This window comes from Kribbella sp. NBC_01505 (assembly GCF_045040285.1).
Taxonomy (GTDB): domain Bacteria; phylum Actinomycetota; class Actinomycetes; order Propionibacteriales; family Kribbellaceae; genus Kribbella.
Window position 1 is genome coordinate 4,065,114 of record NZ_CP109425.1, and the last position, 14,474, is coordinate 4,079,587.

Annotated in this window: 13 protein-coding genes; 8 read left to right on the forward strand and 5 right to left on the reverse strand. The window is 67.3% G+C overall.

Annotation, left to right across the window (positions count from 1 at the left end):
* Positions 1-208 precede the first annotated feature (208 nt).
* Positions 209-1,033 (reverse strand): HAD family hydrolase, encoded by an 825-nt coding sequence (locus tag OG474_RS19295; RefSeq protein WP_405063720.1) that lies wholly within the window; start codon positions 1,031-1,033, stop codon positions 209-211.
* Between the two features lie 498 nt (positions 1,034-1,531).
* Here OG474_RS19295 and OG474_RS19300 point away from each other — a divergent pair, with 498 nt between their 5' ends.
* Genes OG474_RS19300 through OG474_RS19310 form a run of 3 tightly spaced genes read left to right on the forward strand, consistent with a single transcriptional unit; the run spans position 1,532 to position 4,519 of the window.
* Entirely contained in the window at positions 1,532-3,220 is a 1,689-nt protein-coding gene (locus OG474_RS19300) for a chitinase (RefSeq protein WP_405063721.1), read from the forward strand.
* A complete protein-coding gene (locus tag OG474_RS19305) occupies positions 3,220-4,137 on the forward strand; it encodes a helix-turn-helix domain-containing protein (RefSeq protein ID WP_405063722.1) in 918 nt (305 codons plus the stop codon). The genes OG474_RS19300 and OG474_RS19305 overlap by 1 nt, the downstream gene beginning before the upstream one ends.
* A gap of 19 nt (positions 4,138-4,156) precedes the next feature.
* Positions 4,157-4,519, forward strand: a complete 363-nt coding sequence (locus tag OG474_RS19310) for a DUF4345 family protein (protein WP_405063723.1) — start codon at positions 4,157-4,159, stop codon at positions 4,517-4,519.
* 8 nt (positions 4,520-4,527) lie between these two features.
* Here the strand turns inward: OG474_RS19310 and OG474_RS19315 are convergent, their stop codons facing one another.
* Both OG474_RS19315 and OG474_RS19320 read right to left on the reverse strand, forming a co-directional pair.
* A complete protein-coding gene (locus OG474_RS19315; RefSeq protein WP_405063724.1) occupies positions 4,528-4,977 on the reverse strand; it encodes an aminoacyl-tRNA deacylase in 450 nt (149 codons plus the stop codon).
* Positions 4,974-6,179 carry an MFS transporter gene (locus OG474_RS19320; RefSeq protein ID WP_405063725.1) on the reverse strand — a complete coding sequence of 402 codons (1,206 nt, stop codon included), beginning with the start codon at positions 6,177-6,179 and terminating at the stop codon, positions 4,974-4,976. The genes OG474_RS19315 and OG474_RS19320 overlap by 4 nt, the downstream gene beginning before the upstream one ends.
* 71 nt (positions 6,180-6,250) lie before the next feature.
* Between OG474_RS19320 and OG474_RS19325 the strand changes: the two genes are divergently transcribed.
* Complete coding sequence (locus OG474_RS19325) at positions 6,251-7,138, forward strand: LysR family transcriptional regulator (RefSeq protein WP_405063726.1); 888 nt, start codon at positions 6,251-6,253, stop codon at positions 7,136-7,138.
* 45 nt (positions 7,139-7,183) lie between these two features.
* On the opposite strand, the gene OG474_RS19330 is transcribed toward OG474_RS19325, so the two are convergent.
* On the reverse strand, positions 7,184-8,725 hold the full coding sequence (locus OG474_RS19330) for a cellulose binding domain-containing protein (protein WP_405063727.1): 1,542 nt from the start codon (positions 8,723-8,725) through the stop codon (positions 7,184-7,186).
* A 28-nt stretch (positions 8,726-8,753) separates the two neighbouring features.
* On the reverse strand, positions 8,754-10,487 hold the full coding sequence (locus OG474_RS19335; RefSeq protein WP_405063728.1) for a glycosyl hydrolase family 18 protein: 1,734 nt from the start codon (positions 10,485-10,487) through the stop codon (positions 8,754-8,756).
* A gap of 206 nt (positions 10,488-10,693) precedes the next feature.
* Here OG474_RS19335 and ssd point away from each other — a divergent pair, with 206 nt between their 5' ends.
* Genes ssd through OG474_RS19355 form a run of 4 tightly spaced genes read left to right on the forward strand, consistent with a single transcriptional unit; the run spans position 10,694 to position 14,431 of the window.
* Positions 10,694-11,761, forward strand: coding sequence for a septum site-determining protein Ssd (gene ssd / locus OG474_RS19340; protein ID WP_405063729.1), 1,068 nt, complete (start codon positions 10,694-10,696; stop codon positions 11,759-11,761).
* The gene (locus OG474_RS19345) at positions 11,758-12,918 is read left to right on the forward strand and encodes a TadA family conjugal transfer-associated ATPase (protein WP_405063730.1); all 1,161 of its coding nucleotides are present in this window, start codon (positions 11,758-11,760) and stop codon (positions 12,916-12,918) included. Before ssd ends, OG474_RS19345 begins: the two co-directional genes overlap by 4 nt.
* Positions 12,915-13,721: a type II secretion system F family protein gene (locus OG474_RS19350; protein ID WP_405063731.1), complete on the forward strand. Its 807-nt coding sequence runs from the start codon at positions 12,915-12,917 to the stop codon at positions 13,719-13,721. Before OG474_RS19345 ends, OG474_RS19350 begins: the two co-directional genes overlap by 4 nt.
* Positions 13,718-14,431 (forward strand): type II secretion system F family protein, encoded by a 714-nt coding sequence (locus OG474_RS19355; RefSeq protein WP_405063732.1) that lies wholly within the window; start codon positions 13,718-13,720, stop codon positions 14,429-14,431. Before OG474_RS19350 ends, OG474_RS19355 begins: the two co-directional genes overlap by 4 nt.
* The last annotated feature ends 43 nt before the right edge of the window (positions 14,432-14,474 follow it).

The following is a 14,474-nucleotide window of genomic DNA, read 5'->3' on the forward strand; positions in this document are numbered from 1 at the left end:
GTGCACCTGTCTGCCGCCACAGGACTAGCCTGGGTCGCGCTGCCCGGTTGGGATGGGCTGGTCGCCGCGTGGGTACCTGACTGCCGTGCAATCTCTACCGGATCCGAAGATCCTTTGTGCTTCCTTTGTACTCCTCGAATCCCTTCCTGTGAAGGGGATGCGCGGTGTTCATGGAGTTGAGAAGAATGAAGCAAACTTCAGCTTTGGGTTACTCCGCCGATGATCTGCCGCGCCGCCTTGATGCCAGCAGAAAGGCCCCGGCGGCGATTCCCGCGACCACGCCGGCGGCCAGTGCGGGACGCCGTACATCCTTGAGGCGGGAACGCTCCGTGAGGCCGACCGGCTCGTTGAAGTCGAGCACGGGCCAGTCGCGGGCGGAGGCCAGGCGGCGCAAGGCCTTGTCCGGGTTGACGGCGAACGGGTGCCCGACCGCGGCCAGCATCGGCTCGTCGGTGATCGAGTCCGAGTAGGCGTAGCTGGACGGCAGGTCGTAACCCTCGGTCGCGGCCAGCGCCCGGATCGCGGTCTCCTTGTGCGGCCCGTAGGCGTACTCCTCGATCACGCCGGTGTACTTGCCGTCGGCAACTACCATCCGGGTGGCGATCACCTTGTCGGCGCCGAGCATGGCGCCGATCGGCTCGACCACCTCGGCGCCGGACGACGAGACGATGACGACGTCGCGGCCGGCCGCGTGGTGCCGGTCGATCAGCTCGACGGCCTCCTCGAAGATCATCGGCGTGACGATGTGGTGCAGGGTGTCCGCGACGATCGCCTTCACGGTGCCGACGTCCCAGCCGGTGCACATCGCCGAGAGGTACTCCCGCATCCGCTCCATCTGGTCGTGGTCGGCGCCACCGAGCAGGTAGACGAACTGCGCGTACACACTGCGGAGCACCGCCCGCCGGTTGATCAGTCCGCCGGCGTAGAACGGCCGGGAGAAGGCGAGCGTGCTCGAGCGCGCGATAATGGTCTTGTCCAGATCGAAGAAGGCGGCCGATCGGGCGGTGGCAGAGGGCTGTCCGGCGTGCTCCATGAGGTCGAGGATAGGCACCGATGAGAAACGCCGGGCGACCCGGGCTTTTGTGTTGGCGACTCTCCCGTTAGACTGTTGATCAGTGTGACAGTGGTACTGGTCGCAAGGTCGGTTCACCGGCCGCGACGCCCGGGAAAACAGGCACTCGGTTGCAACAGAACTGAGATGTGTGAGATCCGGACTTGGGGGGTACATACCCCCTGACAGTGGCAGACTGTCGCCTCCCTGAACGGCCCCCGGCTCCTCCCCCCGAGCCCGTGGCCGAAGACGGCCCCCGGTCACCCCCCCGCCGGGGGCCGTCGCCTTTCCCCGGGCAGGTAGTTCCTGCAACGAACGATTGAACGCCCTGAAACTTTCGGGAGTTCCACTCTCAGTGGTCTCGACCGGTTCGCGTTCCACTGTGCAGAATCTGTACATTCTTCACTTTCCCTGACGTGAGAGCGCGTTCACTTTATGCAGGGTCTTGACAATGTAGTTATGTAGCCACAGTTTCTAATCATGAAACCGCCTGTACGCCGCCCCCAGGCAGTGGTTCTCTCCAGCCTGATCGCTTTCGTCCTCGCCCTCACGGGTCTGGTCCTGGTCCCCGCGACCGGACATGCCGCCACCAACCTCGTCGTCAACGGCTCGTTCGAGTCCGGCACACTCTCCGGCTGGCAGTGCGCGGCCGGCAGTGTGACCAGCTCGGCCCACTCCGGTTCCTACGGACTGCAGTCCGCGCCCAGCGGCTCCGACATCGGCCGCTGCAGCCAGACGATCTCGGTCCGCCCCAGTACGGCGTACACGCTGTCGGCGTGGGTGACCGGGTCCAATGTGTACCTCGGTGTGGACGGGGGCGCGTCGACCTGGACCACCAGTAGCTCCTGGAGCCAGCTGACCGTCCCCTTCACCACGAGCGCCTCGGCCACGTCGGTGACCATCTACACGCACGGTTGGTATGGGCTTCCCGCGTACGGGGTCGACGACGTCGTACTGGACGGCCCAGGCGGTACGCCGGACACCACTCCGCCCTCCACGCCGGGCGGACTGACTGTCGGTGGTCCCACCTCCAGCTCACTGCAGCTCAACTGGTCGGCCGCGACAGATGCGAACGGCATTGACCACTACGACGTCGTACGGGGTTCTGAGGCCGCTCAGAGCGTCGGCAACGTCACGAGCTGGACGGCGACCGGGCTGAGCCCGACCACGACGTACAGCTTCAAGGTGCGGGCGTGTGACCCGAGCGGCAACTGCTCGCCGTACGGCGCCACTGTCTCGGGGACGACGACCACCGGGCCGACGAACCCGCCGGGTGGAAGCCTGCCCAAGCACGTGCTGACCGGCTACTGGCAGAACTTCAACAACGGTGCGACGGTCCAGAAGATCTCCGACGTGCCCGCGGCCTACGACCTGATCGCGGTCGCCTTCGCCGATGCGGACGCTTCCCGGCCGGGTGGCATCACCTTCAACCTCGACAGTGCGGGGCTGAACGGGTACACCGTCGCACAGTTCAAGTCCGACATCGCGGCGAAGAAGGCGGCCGGCAAGAAGGTCATCCTGTCCGTCGGTGGTGAGCGGGGCACGGTCTCGGTCGCCAACGCGACGGCCGCGGCGAACTTCGCGTCGACCGCGCTCTCGGTGCTGCGGGAGTACGGCTTCGACGGGATCGACATCGACCTCGAGAACGGCGTCAACGCGCAGTACATGGGACAGGCGCTGCGCAGCCTGCAGAGCCAGTTCGGCAGCGGGCTGATCATCACCATGGCTCCGCAGACGATCGACATGCAGGCGACCACCTTCGAGTACTTCAAACTCGCGCTGGCGATCAAGGACATCCTGACCATCGTCAACGTGCAGTACTACAACTCCGGTGCGATGAACGGCTGTGACGGACAGGTGTACTCACAGGGTTCGGTCGACTTCATCACCGCGCAGGCCTGCATCATGCTGCAGAACGGCCTCCGCCCGGACCAGGTCGGTCTCGGCCTGCCGGCCTCCTCCCGGGGTGCCGGTAGCGGCTACGTCTCGCCGACGATCGTCAACAACGCACTGGACTGTCTGGCCAAGGGCACCAACTGCGGCAGCTTCAAGCCGACCACCACCTGGCCGACGCTGCGCGGTGCGATGACCTGGTCGACCAACTGGGATGCGCTGAACGGCAACCAGTTCTCGAACCAAGTCGGCGCCCACGTCCACGCCCTGCCCTGATGCACAACTACCGCCCCGCTCCGGTGCTGGAAGCGCTTGGTGTCTGCTCGGAGGACGAGCAGCTCTACCGGGCGCTTCTGGCCCGCCCGGAGTCCACAACGACAGACCTGTCCAACGACACCGGCTGGCCCGCCACTCGGGTCGGCCGGCATCTCCGGTCCCTGCAGTCCCTCGGTCTGGCCTCCCGCATGCCCGGGAGGCCGGCCCGGTACGTTCCGGCGGTTCCGGAGGCGGCGGTCGAGCTACTGGCGCTCCGGAAGCAGGCGGCCATCGTCGAAGCTCGCGTCGGTGCCTCTGTGCTGACTGCGGAGTTCAGGGCGCGGCATGACGCGTTCACGATCATCCGTGGCGTCGAAGCGGTCGCCCAGCGCTTCTATCAGGCTCAGCAGTGCGCCCAGAACGAAGTGCTCGTGCTGGATCGGCCGCCGTACGTCGTCGTACCGGTGGAGGCCCGTCGAGCGCACGGCGTCACCTACCGGACGATCTTCGACATGGCGTCGCTGTCCGAGCCGTCCGACCTGATGGCTGCGAGATCGGTCGGCTGCCGGATGCTGCGCGACGTGCCGCTCAAGATGCTGGTGATCGACCGGCGGATGGCGCTGTTGCCGACGAGTCACGACGTGATCGTCGAGGTAGGACCGTCCAGCCTCCTGGACGGTCTCCTCCGCCTCTTCGACCTCCTCTGGCACCAGGGCAGCCCGCTGTCACCGACGCCGTCCGACGGGCCGTTGAGCTTCGAAGACCAGCAGTTGCTGTCACTGGCTGCTGCCGGTCTGACGGACCAAGCGATCGCCCGCCGACTCGGAGTCGCCCAGCGAACTGTCGAGCGTCGCATGCAGCGGATCCTCAAAGCTCTCGACGCCACCACCCGTTTCCAAGCAGGCCTCCGTGCCGGACAGGCAGGTCTACTCGCTTAGTTGTGGCTAGGCTGCGCGGATGAACGTCGCAGTCGCCGTCGTGGCGATCTTCTTCGCAGGCATGGGCTTCGCCGCGCTGGTGAAGCCCGCGTTGATCTGGAAGCCCTTCGGGGTGGCACCCACGACACCCGCGGCCCGCAACGAGGTTCGAGCCGTCTACGGCGGTTTCGGCCTGGCCATCGCGGCGCTGCTGTTCGCAGCCGACTCGGCGACGGCCGGCTTTCGCGACGGCGTACTGGTCTCGGTGGCGGTCGCCCTGGGCGGCATGGCCGCCGGGAGACTCGTTGGCGCGCTGGTAGAGCTCAAGCCGCTGCTCGGATGGCCGGGCTTCTTCTTTCTGGTGGAAGCCGGGCTCGCCGGGCTGCTGCTCATCGCCCGATAGGCGTGGTTCTAATCGGTCACGTCGGCGACTGTGGCGTCGAGGGCCTTTGCGAGCTCGCCGGCGTCCACGGTGATGCCGGTACCGAAGTCGCCGCCGCCGATCGAGATGGTGCCGGTGATGCGCTCGTCGGCGATCACCGGCCAGGCGTGCGTGCTGCCTAGCGGAGTGATCGTGCCGCGCAAGTAGCCGGTGACGGCGAAGGCGGTGTCCTTGTCCGGCATCGACATCCGCTTCACGCCGAGCAGTGTGCGCAGCTTCGGCCAGGCGATCTCACGGTCGCCCGGGACCAGGACGAACCGGTAGTCGTCATCGGAGAGCCGTACGACGATCGTCTTGATCAGTCGGGCCGGTTCGATCCCCCGAGCGGCCGCTGCCTCTTCTAGCGAGTTCACCGGTCCGTGCTGGGTCATTTCGTAGCTCAGCCCGAGCTGGTCGGCCGCATCCGTTGCCTTGGTCACCCGTCCAGTCTAGGAACAGCCTTCAGGACCAGCGACAGCACCAGTGCGATCGCGAACAGCACCCCGGCCTCCAGTGCGACTCCACTCCAGCCGGCGCGACTCCACGCCGTACCGGCTAGGCCGCCGAAGACGGATGAGCCGAGGTAGAAGGAGAACAGGTACATGCTGGACGCCTGACCCGTCCCGACGCCTGCTGCGTGTGCTCGCGCCGGGACCCAGCCGCTGCCAACGCCGTGTACTGCGAAGAAGCCTGCGGTCAGCAAGGCGAGCCCGAGCACGATGAGCGGTAGTGGGGCAGCCAGTGTGACGGCAACGCCAACCAGCGCGACCACCCCTCCCACTGGAACCACCGCACGCCGGCCGAAGCGATCGGCCAGTCGTCCTGCGGTGGCAGAGCTGAACGAGCCGAGCAGATAGACCGTGAACACGAGCCCGGTTGCCCCAGAGCTCAGGCTGTACGGCGAATCGGTCAGCCGGAACACTGCGCCGTTGTAGACCGCCACGAAGCCGCCCACCACTGTGGCTGCCATCGCGTACAGCGCGAGCAGACCTGGGTCCCGCAGTACGCTGCCGAACTGTGCACGCGGCCGGGCGGACCGGGGGACGAAGTTCCGTGAGGCCGGGAGGAGCATCCACACCGCCACCGCGCATGCGGCACCAAGCAGTGCGACCCCGGCGAGCGCCAGTCGCCATCCGCCGAGGTCTTCAAGCGCACCGGCGATCAGTCGGCCGGTCATGCTGCCTACTCCGGTGCCTGCGACGTACAGGCCGCTGGCGCGGGCGTGGCTGGCCGAGTGCACCTCCTCGCGAAGGTAGGCCATGGCCACTGCGGGAAGACCGGCCATCGCGATGCCTTGTAGGCCGCGCAGCACGAGGAGTGTGTTCCAGGTGGGCGCGAAGGCGCACAGCAAGGCGATTGCCGAGCAGGCCGCTACTGACCAGCGCATCAGAGTGATCCGGCCGATGCGCTCGGAGATGTTGCCGGCGATCAGCAGTGCGAGCCCCAGGCCCAGCGTCGCGACCGACATCGAGATCGCGCTCTGACTGGGGGAGACGTGGAAGGCGTCGGCCAGCTCGGGTAGCAGGGGCTGCGTGCTGTAGAGCAGGGCGAACGTAGCCATCCCGGCAGCGAACAGTCCGACGGAGATGCGCCGGTACTCGGTGTCTCCCGGTCGGTAGCCCACAGCGACGGATTGGTGCATGTCTTCGACGGTGCCACGATCTCTGCGATACGTAAAATGTCGATTTCACCAGAAATCGATACGATATCCGTATGCATGTTGAGGATCTGCGCTGGTTTGTCGTGCTCGCGGAGGCTGAGCACCTGACGGAGGCAGCGACGGCGTTGGGGACCAGCCAGCCCAATCTGTCGCGCTCGCTGCGCCGGGTCGAGGACGCGTTCGGGGCGGCGTTGTTCGAGCGTGAGCATCGTGGTCTGCGGCTGAATCCGTACGGCCGGATCGTTCTGGAGGCAGCCCGAGCCGGCGCTGCGGCGGTCGATGCCGCGCAGCACCGGATCGACTCGCTGCTCGATCCGCAGTCGGGGACTGTCCGGCTTGCGTTCCTGCATTCGGTCGCGTCCAGCCTGCTGCCGGACCTGCTGAAGGCTTTCCGTGTGGTCGGACCGACTGTCGAGTTCGCGCTGCGGCAGGGGAACTCGAACGAGATCGCCCAGGATCTCGAGAGCGGTGACGCGGAGATCGGTATTACTGCGCCCCGGCCGGATCTGGAGCGCTTCGGCTGGCATCCGCTCGAACAGCAACGGCTCGCGCTACACGTGCCACCAGGCCACCCGTTGGCGACCCGCCGCCGCGTGGCGTTGTCCGCTGCGGCGAACGAACCGTTTGTCGGTCTCCAGCCCGGCTTCGGTTTCCGCCGGGTCTGTGACGACCTCTGTCGGGCCGCCGGGTTCACTCCGCGGCTGGCCTTCGAGGCGAGCGACCTGACCACGATCGACGGTCTGGTTGGCGCCGGACTGGGCGTGGCTGTGCTTCCGTCCAGCGCAGTGCGCGGTAGTGAGAGCGGAGCGGTGCCAGTGCCGCTGGCCGGCGTTCAGGCCCGTCGTGAGATCGGTATGACGTGGCGGCTCGGCGCGGAGCTCAGTCCGGTAGCCGAGCGGTTCAGAGCGTTCGTCCGCGCCCGCGCAGTGACGTCGACATGAGTACGGCGGCGTACGAGGGTTGCCCGCACGCCGCCGTACCGGCTGTCAGAAGCCTGCAGTGATGCGGGTGAACTCCCAGTCGGGCTGGGCGATGCCGCTGCAGTTGGAGACCACGCCGCCACCGGCGCAGCCGCGGTCACGGTTCACCGACCAGAACGCCAGCCGGGCCAGGCCGTTCGTCTTCGCCCAGTTGGTGATGTTCTGCCAGGTCGCCGTCGTCGTCATCTCCTGCTGGTCGGACAGACCGTTCATGCCGGAGATGCCCTGGTGGGCGTAGGCCTGCGCGGTGGTCCAGCCGAAGACCGACTTCAGCTTGTTGTTCAGGCCCGTCGATGCACCGACGGTGTCGTTGTAGATGTTCGAGCTGCCGAAGTCGAACGGCATCAGCGTGAAGACGTCGATGTTGGCGCCCAGTGCCTGCGACCGCTCGATCAGCCGGTTGCCGTAGTAGTTCGGGCCGGTGGTCGAGGTGCCGAAGGTGAGGATCGTCTGGATCCCCGGGTTGTTCTGCTTGACGATCTTCAGGGCGTTCAGGATCCGGTCCTGGACGGCCTCGTTCTCGAACTCGTCGGAGTTCTCGATGTCGATGTCGATCGCCTTCAGGCCATAGGCGTTGATGACCTGCTGGTACGCACCGGCCAGTGCCTCCGGTGTGCTGCAGTTCGGGCCGAGCTTGTTACCGCTCCAGCCGCCGATCGACGGCACGATGTCGCCTCCGGCCGCACGGATCTGTGCGATCGCGGTGGCATCCGCACTGCCCTGCAGCGGTCGTGCGCCGTCCCAGGCCGGGTTGCAGCCACCGGACGACAGGATGAACGCCATGGTGAACCACTTGATCCCGGTCGCGTTCATGACGGTCTGCGGGTTCGGCGGGTCGCCCCAACCCATGTACAGGTACGGCGCGGCCCGCCTGCTGCCGACCGGGTCGGTACCGGCCTTGGTGGTCACGGAGACCGAGCCGGTCTTCGGGCCTTCGCCCGCACTGTTCTGACCGCTCACCTGGTAGCTGTAGCTCGTGCTGGCGGTGAGCCCGGAGTCCGTGTACGCCGTACCGGTCGACGTACCGACCTTCGAGCCGTTGCGGTAGATGTTGTAGCTGGCTGCACCACTGGCCGCTGACCAGGACAGGCTCACGGTCGAGGCGGTCGACGTACCGGACAGCCCGCTCGGTGCGCCCGGAAGGGTGACCGGACCACCGCCCGCACAGGAGCCGCCGTTCAGGCGACAGGCGGCCAGACCGGGGAAGTTGCCCGGGCTGCCGTTGAAGCCGAAGGACACGCTGGCACCAGGTGCCAGCGGTCCGGCCCAGCCAGGCGGAGTGAACGTGTGGGTCTGACCACTGGTGCTCCGCGTCGCGTCCCACGAACTGGAGATCGTGTAGCCCGACGGGAAGTCGAGTGCGACCGACCAGGTGCTCAGTGAGCTCGTGGTGTCGTTCAGGATGGTTACTTTGCCCTCGAAGCCGCTGCCCCAGTCAGACACCTTCGTGAAGGTCGCAGTGACTCCGGCCGCGTTCGCGGTCGGTGCGACGAGAAGTGCGAGTACCACTGTGGTGATGGCCGCGATCGCCATCGAGATGCGTTTCATGTTGCTCCGATCAGAGGGCGGTACGTGATCAGACCTTGCCCCAGAGTGCGGGGACGTTCGGCGGCTCCCAACCGGTCAGGGACGTGTGGCCCTGGATGCACTTGTAGGTAAGGCCGTTGTAGCTCACCAGTGCACCGGTCGCGTACGACGTGTTGGGCGCCCACGGGGTGGCCGTCGGGGGCGTCGGAGTCGGAGTCGGGGTGGGTGTCGGGGTAGGCGTCGGCGTGGGGGTAGGCGTCGGCGTCGGGGTCGGAGTGGGCGTCGGAGTCGGCGTGGGGCCGCTGCAGCCCGCGGTGTCCGCGTTGACCGCGTTCACGACGTGGTTGAAGAGCGTGACGCCAGGGTCGAGCGCCTCCATCGAATACATCATCGCGCCGGCCAGACCGTTGCAGTGTGCGTAGTCGGCCTTCGCCTTGATGGACTGCTGGTTGTCACCGGTCCAGAACGTGCCGCCCTGGTAGAACCACGACGACTTGGTGGTGTCGTCCCAGAAGGTCGAGGAGGGGTTGTCGACGAAGCCGGTCAGCTCCTTGTAGAAGGAGACGCCAGGGACGTTGCCGCTCAACGCATGTCCGTCGGCCGGTCCGGTGGCGGTCTGGTACTTGCCGTTCGCCGTGCTGGGCACGCCCTTCCAGCCGCGGTAGTAGAACGGGTAGCCGATGGTCAGCTTGTTCGCGGGGAACCCGCCAGGGATGCCGTACGCCGGGTCGCCGGTCGTCCACGCCTTGACCGCACCGTCGACGGAGTACTTCGCCGTACCCGGTGGGATCGGGTTACTGGGGTCGTTCGGGGCCTGGTAGAGCGGGTCCTGGAAGTTCGTCGGCCCGGTGGCGTCCCAGCCACCGTGCATGTCGTACGTCATCACGTTGTTGTAGTCGAGGTACTGCCCGATCTTGTCGGTCTCGATCGTGGCGATCTTGTCCTGGCCGGCCGGAGTGGCGGCGGTGAGGTAGTACCGCTTGCCGTTGGCGCTGCCGAGCGCGTTGAGCTGCGACCGGAACTCGGCCAGCAGCAGAGTGAAGTTCTGCTTGTCCGAGGCGCTGTAGTGGTTGCCCACATGGCCGTTCGGCGAGCCGGGGTACTCCCAGTCGATGTCCACACCGTCGAAGATGTTCGCCGCGCTGCCCGGACCACCGAAGCCGTCGACCACCGGCAGGTCGCCCTTGATGAACATGTTCAGGCAGGAGCTGACGAAGGTCTTCCGCTTGGCGTCGCTGGAGGCCGCGTCGGAGAAGTACTTCGAGTAGGTCCAGCCGCCGATCGAGATCAGCACCTTGAGGTTCGGCTGCTTGGCCTTCAGCTTCTTCAGCTGGTTGAAGTTGCCCTGGATCGGCTGGTTCCAGACGTCCCCGACACCGTCGACGCTGATGTCCGCACCGTAGGACTTGCCGTAGTCGGCGAACGCGTCACCGGCGCCGTCACCCGCGTTCGGGTTGTTCTCGTCCTGCGACGCGGCCTGGTTGGCCATGAAGCAGGTGTGGTTGGTCGGGTGGATGTTCGCGAACGCGTAGTTCAGGAAGTCCAGCTTCGCGGCCGCACCGGTGCTGATCAGGTTCTTCGGGTAGAACCCGTTCTGGTAGATCCCCCACTGCGTGAAGTAGGCGGTCTTGATGCCACCGCTCGCGGCCGGGGCCATCACCTCGGCCTGGGGCACCGGGGCGGCGGACGGCAGTTCGGCGCTCGCGAGCGAGACGCCGGCGGCGGTGACCAGGGCTGTGGCGGCCACTGCGGCCGTAGCGGTCAGAAAACGCAATCGACTCATGGGCGGGGTCCTCCGGAACTTGGGCGGGGTAAGCGTCCGGTGAAAATTAGATAAAGACACTTCGAAAGGAACGGTAACTGTTTCGGCCGGGTTGGTCGCGGGCTCACTGTGGCGGATACCCGCTGCTGGCGGAAAGCCGACAATCCGTTGTCCACAGGGCCGTTCCGGCCGGTCCGGAACACCTCCGACGCATGCATCTTCTTGGCATGAACCCCACAGCGCTCTCCCCCTCGGTGCTCATGGCAACTACCAACGAACGATTGCTTGACGACCTGCTCCGGCTGGCCGCCGCGGCTTCGATCACCCCACTCGTCGAGCGTGATCTGCACGGTCTGCGGCGCGGGTGGCACACCTGCCCGTTGGTGATCGTCGGCGACGACCTAGCCGCTGGACTCGCCCGGACCACACCACTTCGACGTACCGGCGTCGTGCTCGCCGGGGCCGGGCCTGGCGGCGACGAGCTGTATCGGCATGCCTTCGACATCGGTGCGGATGCGGTCTTTCGATTGCCTGCCGACGAGGTCGCGTTGGCAGGCCGGTTCGTCGACACCTTGGACGGCGGCACCCGTTCCGCCGTCATGCTCGCCTTCGTCGGTGGGTGCGGGGGAGCGGGCGCCACCACAACGGCCGCGGCCGTCGCGCTCTTCGGTAACCGTCGCGGCCTGCGGACCATGCTGATCGACGGTGATCCATTGGGCGGCGGCATCGAGCTTGCCCTCGGCATCGAACGCGATGCCGGGCAGCGCTGGCCGGAGCTCCTCAACGCTGCCGGTCGAGTGAGCGCAGCTGCCCTTCGCTCCGTCCTGCCGACAGCCGATGGCCTTCCGGTCCTGTCGTGGGACCGTTCCGATGTCACCGCCCTGCCTCCGGAGACGATGCGTTCGGTCCTCAATGCGGCGCAGTGCAGCAACGACCTGGTCGTCCTGGACCTTCCGCGCCGTCCGGATCCCGCCGTCGAGGAAGCCTTCGTCCGCGCCACCGCGACCCTGCTGGTCGTCCCGTGTGACATCCGCTCGCTGGCTGCCGCCAAACGACTGGCCGGGCCGCTCGCCGAGGTTGCCGGCGACCTGCGCGTCATCGCACGCGAGACCCGGCGTGCCGCCATCCCGGCCGCCGAGGTCGCCGCGCACCTATCCTTGCCGTTAGCAACGACAGTCGTCGATGAACGTGACCTCCCCGCCGCGATGGATCAGGGCCGCTTCGCGCCGCACCCACGAGGCCCGTTGGCGCACGCCGCCACTACCCTCCTCGATCTCTTCGCCCCGGCCGCATGATCATCTCCGCCGAACTCCTCAACGAGGTGCGCGGCAGGCTCGCAGTCAGCGGCGGCGAGCCAACTCCAGCGCGAGTTGCCGCCGCGTTGCGTGCCGACGGCGGTGTGTACGGCGACTCCATGGTGCTGGCGGTCGTTGCCGCCCTGCGTCGTGAGGCCCTGGGTGCCGGACCGCTCGACAGCCTGCTCGCCGAGCCGGGCATCACCGACATCCTCGTCAACGGCCCCGACGAGGTCTACATCGACCGCGGCTCCGGCCTCGAGCGCGTCTTCGTCCCCACCGGCGACGATGCCGCGATCCGCCGCCTCGCCACCCGACTGGCGGCCGCCGCCGGCCGCCGCCTCGACGACGCGACGCCGTACGTCGATGTCCGCCTTCAGGACGGGAGCCGCTTCCACGCCGTCCTGGCGCCGATCGCCGCGCCCGGGACCTGTCTGTCCCTCCGAGTCCCCGCAGGCAAGGTCTTCACTCTTGACACCCTCGTCGAGGCGGGCTCACTTTCACCTGAGGGGGCTGCGCTGCTTCGTGATCTGCTGGATTCCCGGCTGGCGTTCCTCATCAGCGGGGGCACCGGGACTGGCAAGACGACGCTGTTGAGTGCGCTCCTCTCCGCCACTGACCCCAATGAGCGTCTGCTCGTTGTCGAAGATGCCAGCGAGCTTCGTCCGGACCATCCGCACGTGGTTCGGCTCGAAGCTCGCCCGGCCAATGTCGAGGGGAGCGGGGAGATCTCCCTGCGCGACCTCGTCCGGCAAGCCCTCCGGATGCGTCCGGACCGTTTGATCATCGGCGAGGTTCGCGGTCCCGAAGTCATCGACCTCCTTACCGCGTTGAACACCGGCCACGAAGGCGGCTGCGGCACGATCCACGCCAACTCGCCCGCCGACGTACCAGCCCGCATCGAAGCCCTGGGGGCGCTCGCCGGCCTGCCTCGTGAGGCCATCCACAGTCAGCTTGCCTCGGCACTGCAGGCCGTCCTTCACCTGACCCGCACACCTAGTGGCCTCCGCCGCCTTGCCTCAATTCATGTCCTCGACCGCCTCCCCAGCGGGGAGGTCATCACCCGGCCTGCGGTCGACTTCCCGCTGATGGGACTGCCGACGCTGTACCCCTCTGCCGCCCGCTTTGCTCGACCAACTCCCAGGGCCGTCGCATGAGCCGGTTGCTCGCCGCCGGCTGCGTCCTGCTGGCGCTCCAGCTCCTGTTCCCGTTGCCCCTGCGTCCGTTGCGACGCTTGGCCTCCGCGCCGCCTCGCGCGTCGGCCTCCGTTCGGGTGCGCTCGGGTGGTCGCCGCAAACTCCGACTCGTCCCACCGGTCGCGATCGTCCTGCTTGCCCTCGGTCCGCAAGTCTTCTTCTCCGCCGGGGCTATCACGGTGATCGTCACCCTCGTGTTGCTGCAGCGAGCGCAACATCGACGACAAGCAGCCGAAACCGCCCGGCGTGCCAACGTCATTGAGGCTTTGGATGTTCTGGCCGCCGACCTGGCCGCTGGTCGACCACCCATCGACGCGCTGGGAGGGGCCGCCACCATCGCCCCCGATCTGCAGTCGGCCCACTCCGTGGCCAAGCTCGGCGGCGATGTTCCAACGGCTCTGGAGCTGGCCGCCCAATCTCCAGGCAGTGCAGGCCTCCGGGCGCTCGCGGCAACCTGGCGTGTCGCCGAGGAATCGGGCGCTGCCTTTGCTGCCCTCACCGAAAGACTGGCCGACTCGCTCCGCTCCGACGAGGCCATCCAGCGTCAAACGGCGGCCGGTTTGGCCGGTGCCCGTTCCTCCGCCCGGATCCTCGCTGCCCTGCCGCTCTTCGGCATCGCCCTCGGCTACTCGCTGGGCGCTGCTCCGTTGGCCTTCCTCACCAGTACGCCACCTGGCTGGCTCTGCCTCACTGCCGGCCTCGCTCTCACCGCCCTGGGCCTGCAATGGACCACTCGTCTCGCCGCCGGAGTCCATTGCCCATGACAACGATTTCTCTGGCGGCCACTGCTGCCGCCGTCACTGTCTGCCTGCTCGTCCGTACGCCGACTGACCTCCGTCGCCTGGCTCCTCCCAAGCCCACCCGTCGGCGGTCGCCAAGGGCGCATCGGCTGGTGGCTGTCGGAGCGGCCTTTGCTCTCGTTGTTCTGATCGATCCGCCTTGGGGGTTGGTGCCGGCTGCTATTGCGTACTTCGGGATCCCGCGACTACTGAGCCGGCTCGAACCGGCTGCCACCAAACGCCGCCGAGCCGCCATCGCCAACGACCTGCCGCTGACGGTCGAGCTCCTGGCCGCCTGCCTGCGGGCCGGCCGTCCACCCCAGCAAGCCTTTGCTACGGTCGCTTCTGCCGTTCACGGCCCGTTGGGTGACCTCCTGTCCGAGATCGCGCACCGCCTTGCTCTCGGCGCCGATCCGCAAGATGCCTGGGCGCTCCTGCGCGCCGAGCCGCCGTGTGCCGCCGTGGCGCGAGCCATCGACCGTTCCCTCACCTCCGGCGCGCCGTTGTCCAGGACTCTCGAACGCCTGGCCGACGACACCCGCCAGTCCCGCCATCACGCCGCAGATCAGCATGCCCGCACGATCGAGTCCCGCTCGGCCCTGCCGCTGGGCCTCTGTTTCCTGCCTGCCTTTGTGCTGCTCTCGATCGTGCCCACCATCGCCGGTGCGTTGATCCCGTACCTCACTGTGCCGTAATGATGCCCAGGGCAACGACTTGTCCACAGGCTGAAAAGTCCTT

Bases quoted from the DNA above. Each gene is read 5' to 3' on its own strand.
- OG474_RS19295 (WP_405063720.1), bottom strand. From the start codon at position 1,033: ATGGAGCACGCCGGACAGCCCTCTGCCACCGCCCGATCGGCCGCCTTC.
- OG474_RS19300 (WP_405063721.1), top strand. From the start codon at position 1,532: ATGAAACCGCCTGTACGCCGCCCCCAGGCAGTGGTTCTCTCCAGCCTG.
- OG474_RS19305 (WP_405063722.1), top strand. From the start codon at position 3,220: ATGCACAACTACCGCCCCGCTCCGGTGCTGGAAGCGCTTGGTGTCTGC.
- OG474_RS19310 (WP_405063723.1), top strand. From the start codon at position 4,157: ATGAACGTCGCAGTCGCCGTCGTGGCGATCTTCTTCGCAGGCATGGGC.
- OG474_RS19320 (WP_405063725.1), bottom strand. From the start codon at position 6,179: ATGCACCAATCCGTCGCTGTGGGCTACCGACCGGGAGACACCGAGTAC.
- OG474_RS19325 (WP_405063726.1), top strand. From the start codon at position 6,251: ATGCATGTTGAGGATCTGCGCTGGTTTGTCGTGCTCGCGGAGGCTGAG.
- OG474_RS19330 (WP_405063727.1), bottom strand. From the start codon at position 8,725: ATGAAACGCATCTCGATGGCGATCGCGGCCATCACCACAGTGGTACTC.
- OG474_RS19335 (WP_405063728.1), bottom strand. From the start codon at position 10,487: ATGAGTCGATTGCGTTTTCTGACCGCTACGGCCGCAGTGGCCGCCACA.
- ssd (WP_405063729.1), top strand. From the start codon at position 10,694: ATGAACCCCACAGCGCTCTCCCCCTCGGTGCTCATGGCAACTACCAAC.
- OG474_RS19345 (WP_405063730.1), top strand. From the start codon at position 11,758: ATGATCATCTCCGCCGAACTCCTCAACGAGGTGCGCGGCAGGCTCGCA.
- OG474_RS19350 (WP_405063731.1), top strand. From the start codon at position 12,915: ATGAGCCGGTTGCTCGCCGCCGGCTGCGTCCTGCTGGCGCTCCAGCTC.
- OG474_RS19355 (WP_405063732.1), top strand. From the start codon at position 13,718: ATGACAACGATTTCTCTGGCGGCCACTGCTGCCGCCGTCACTGTCTGC.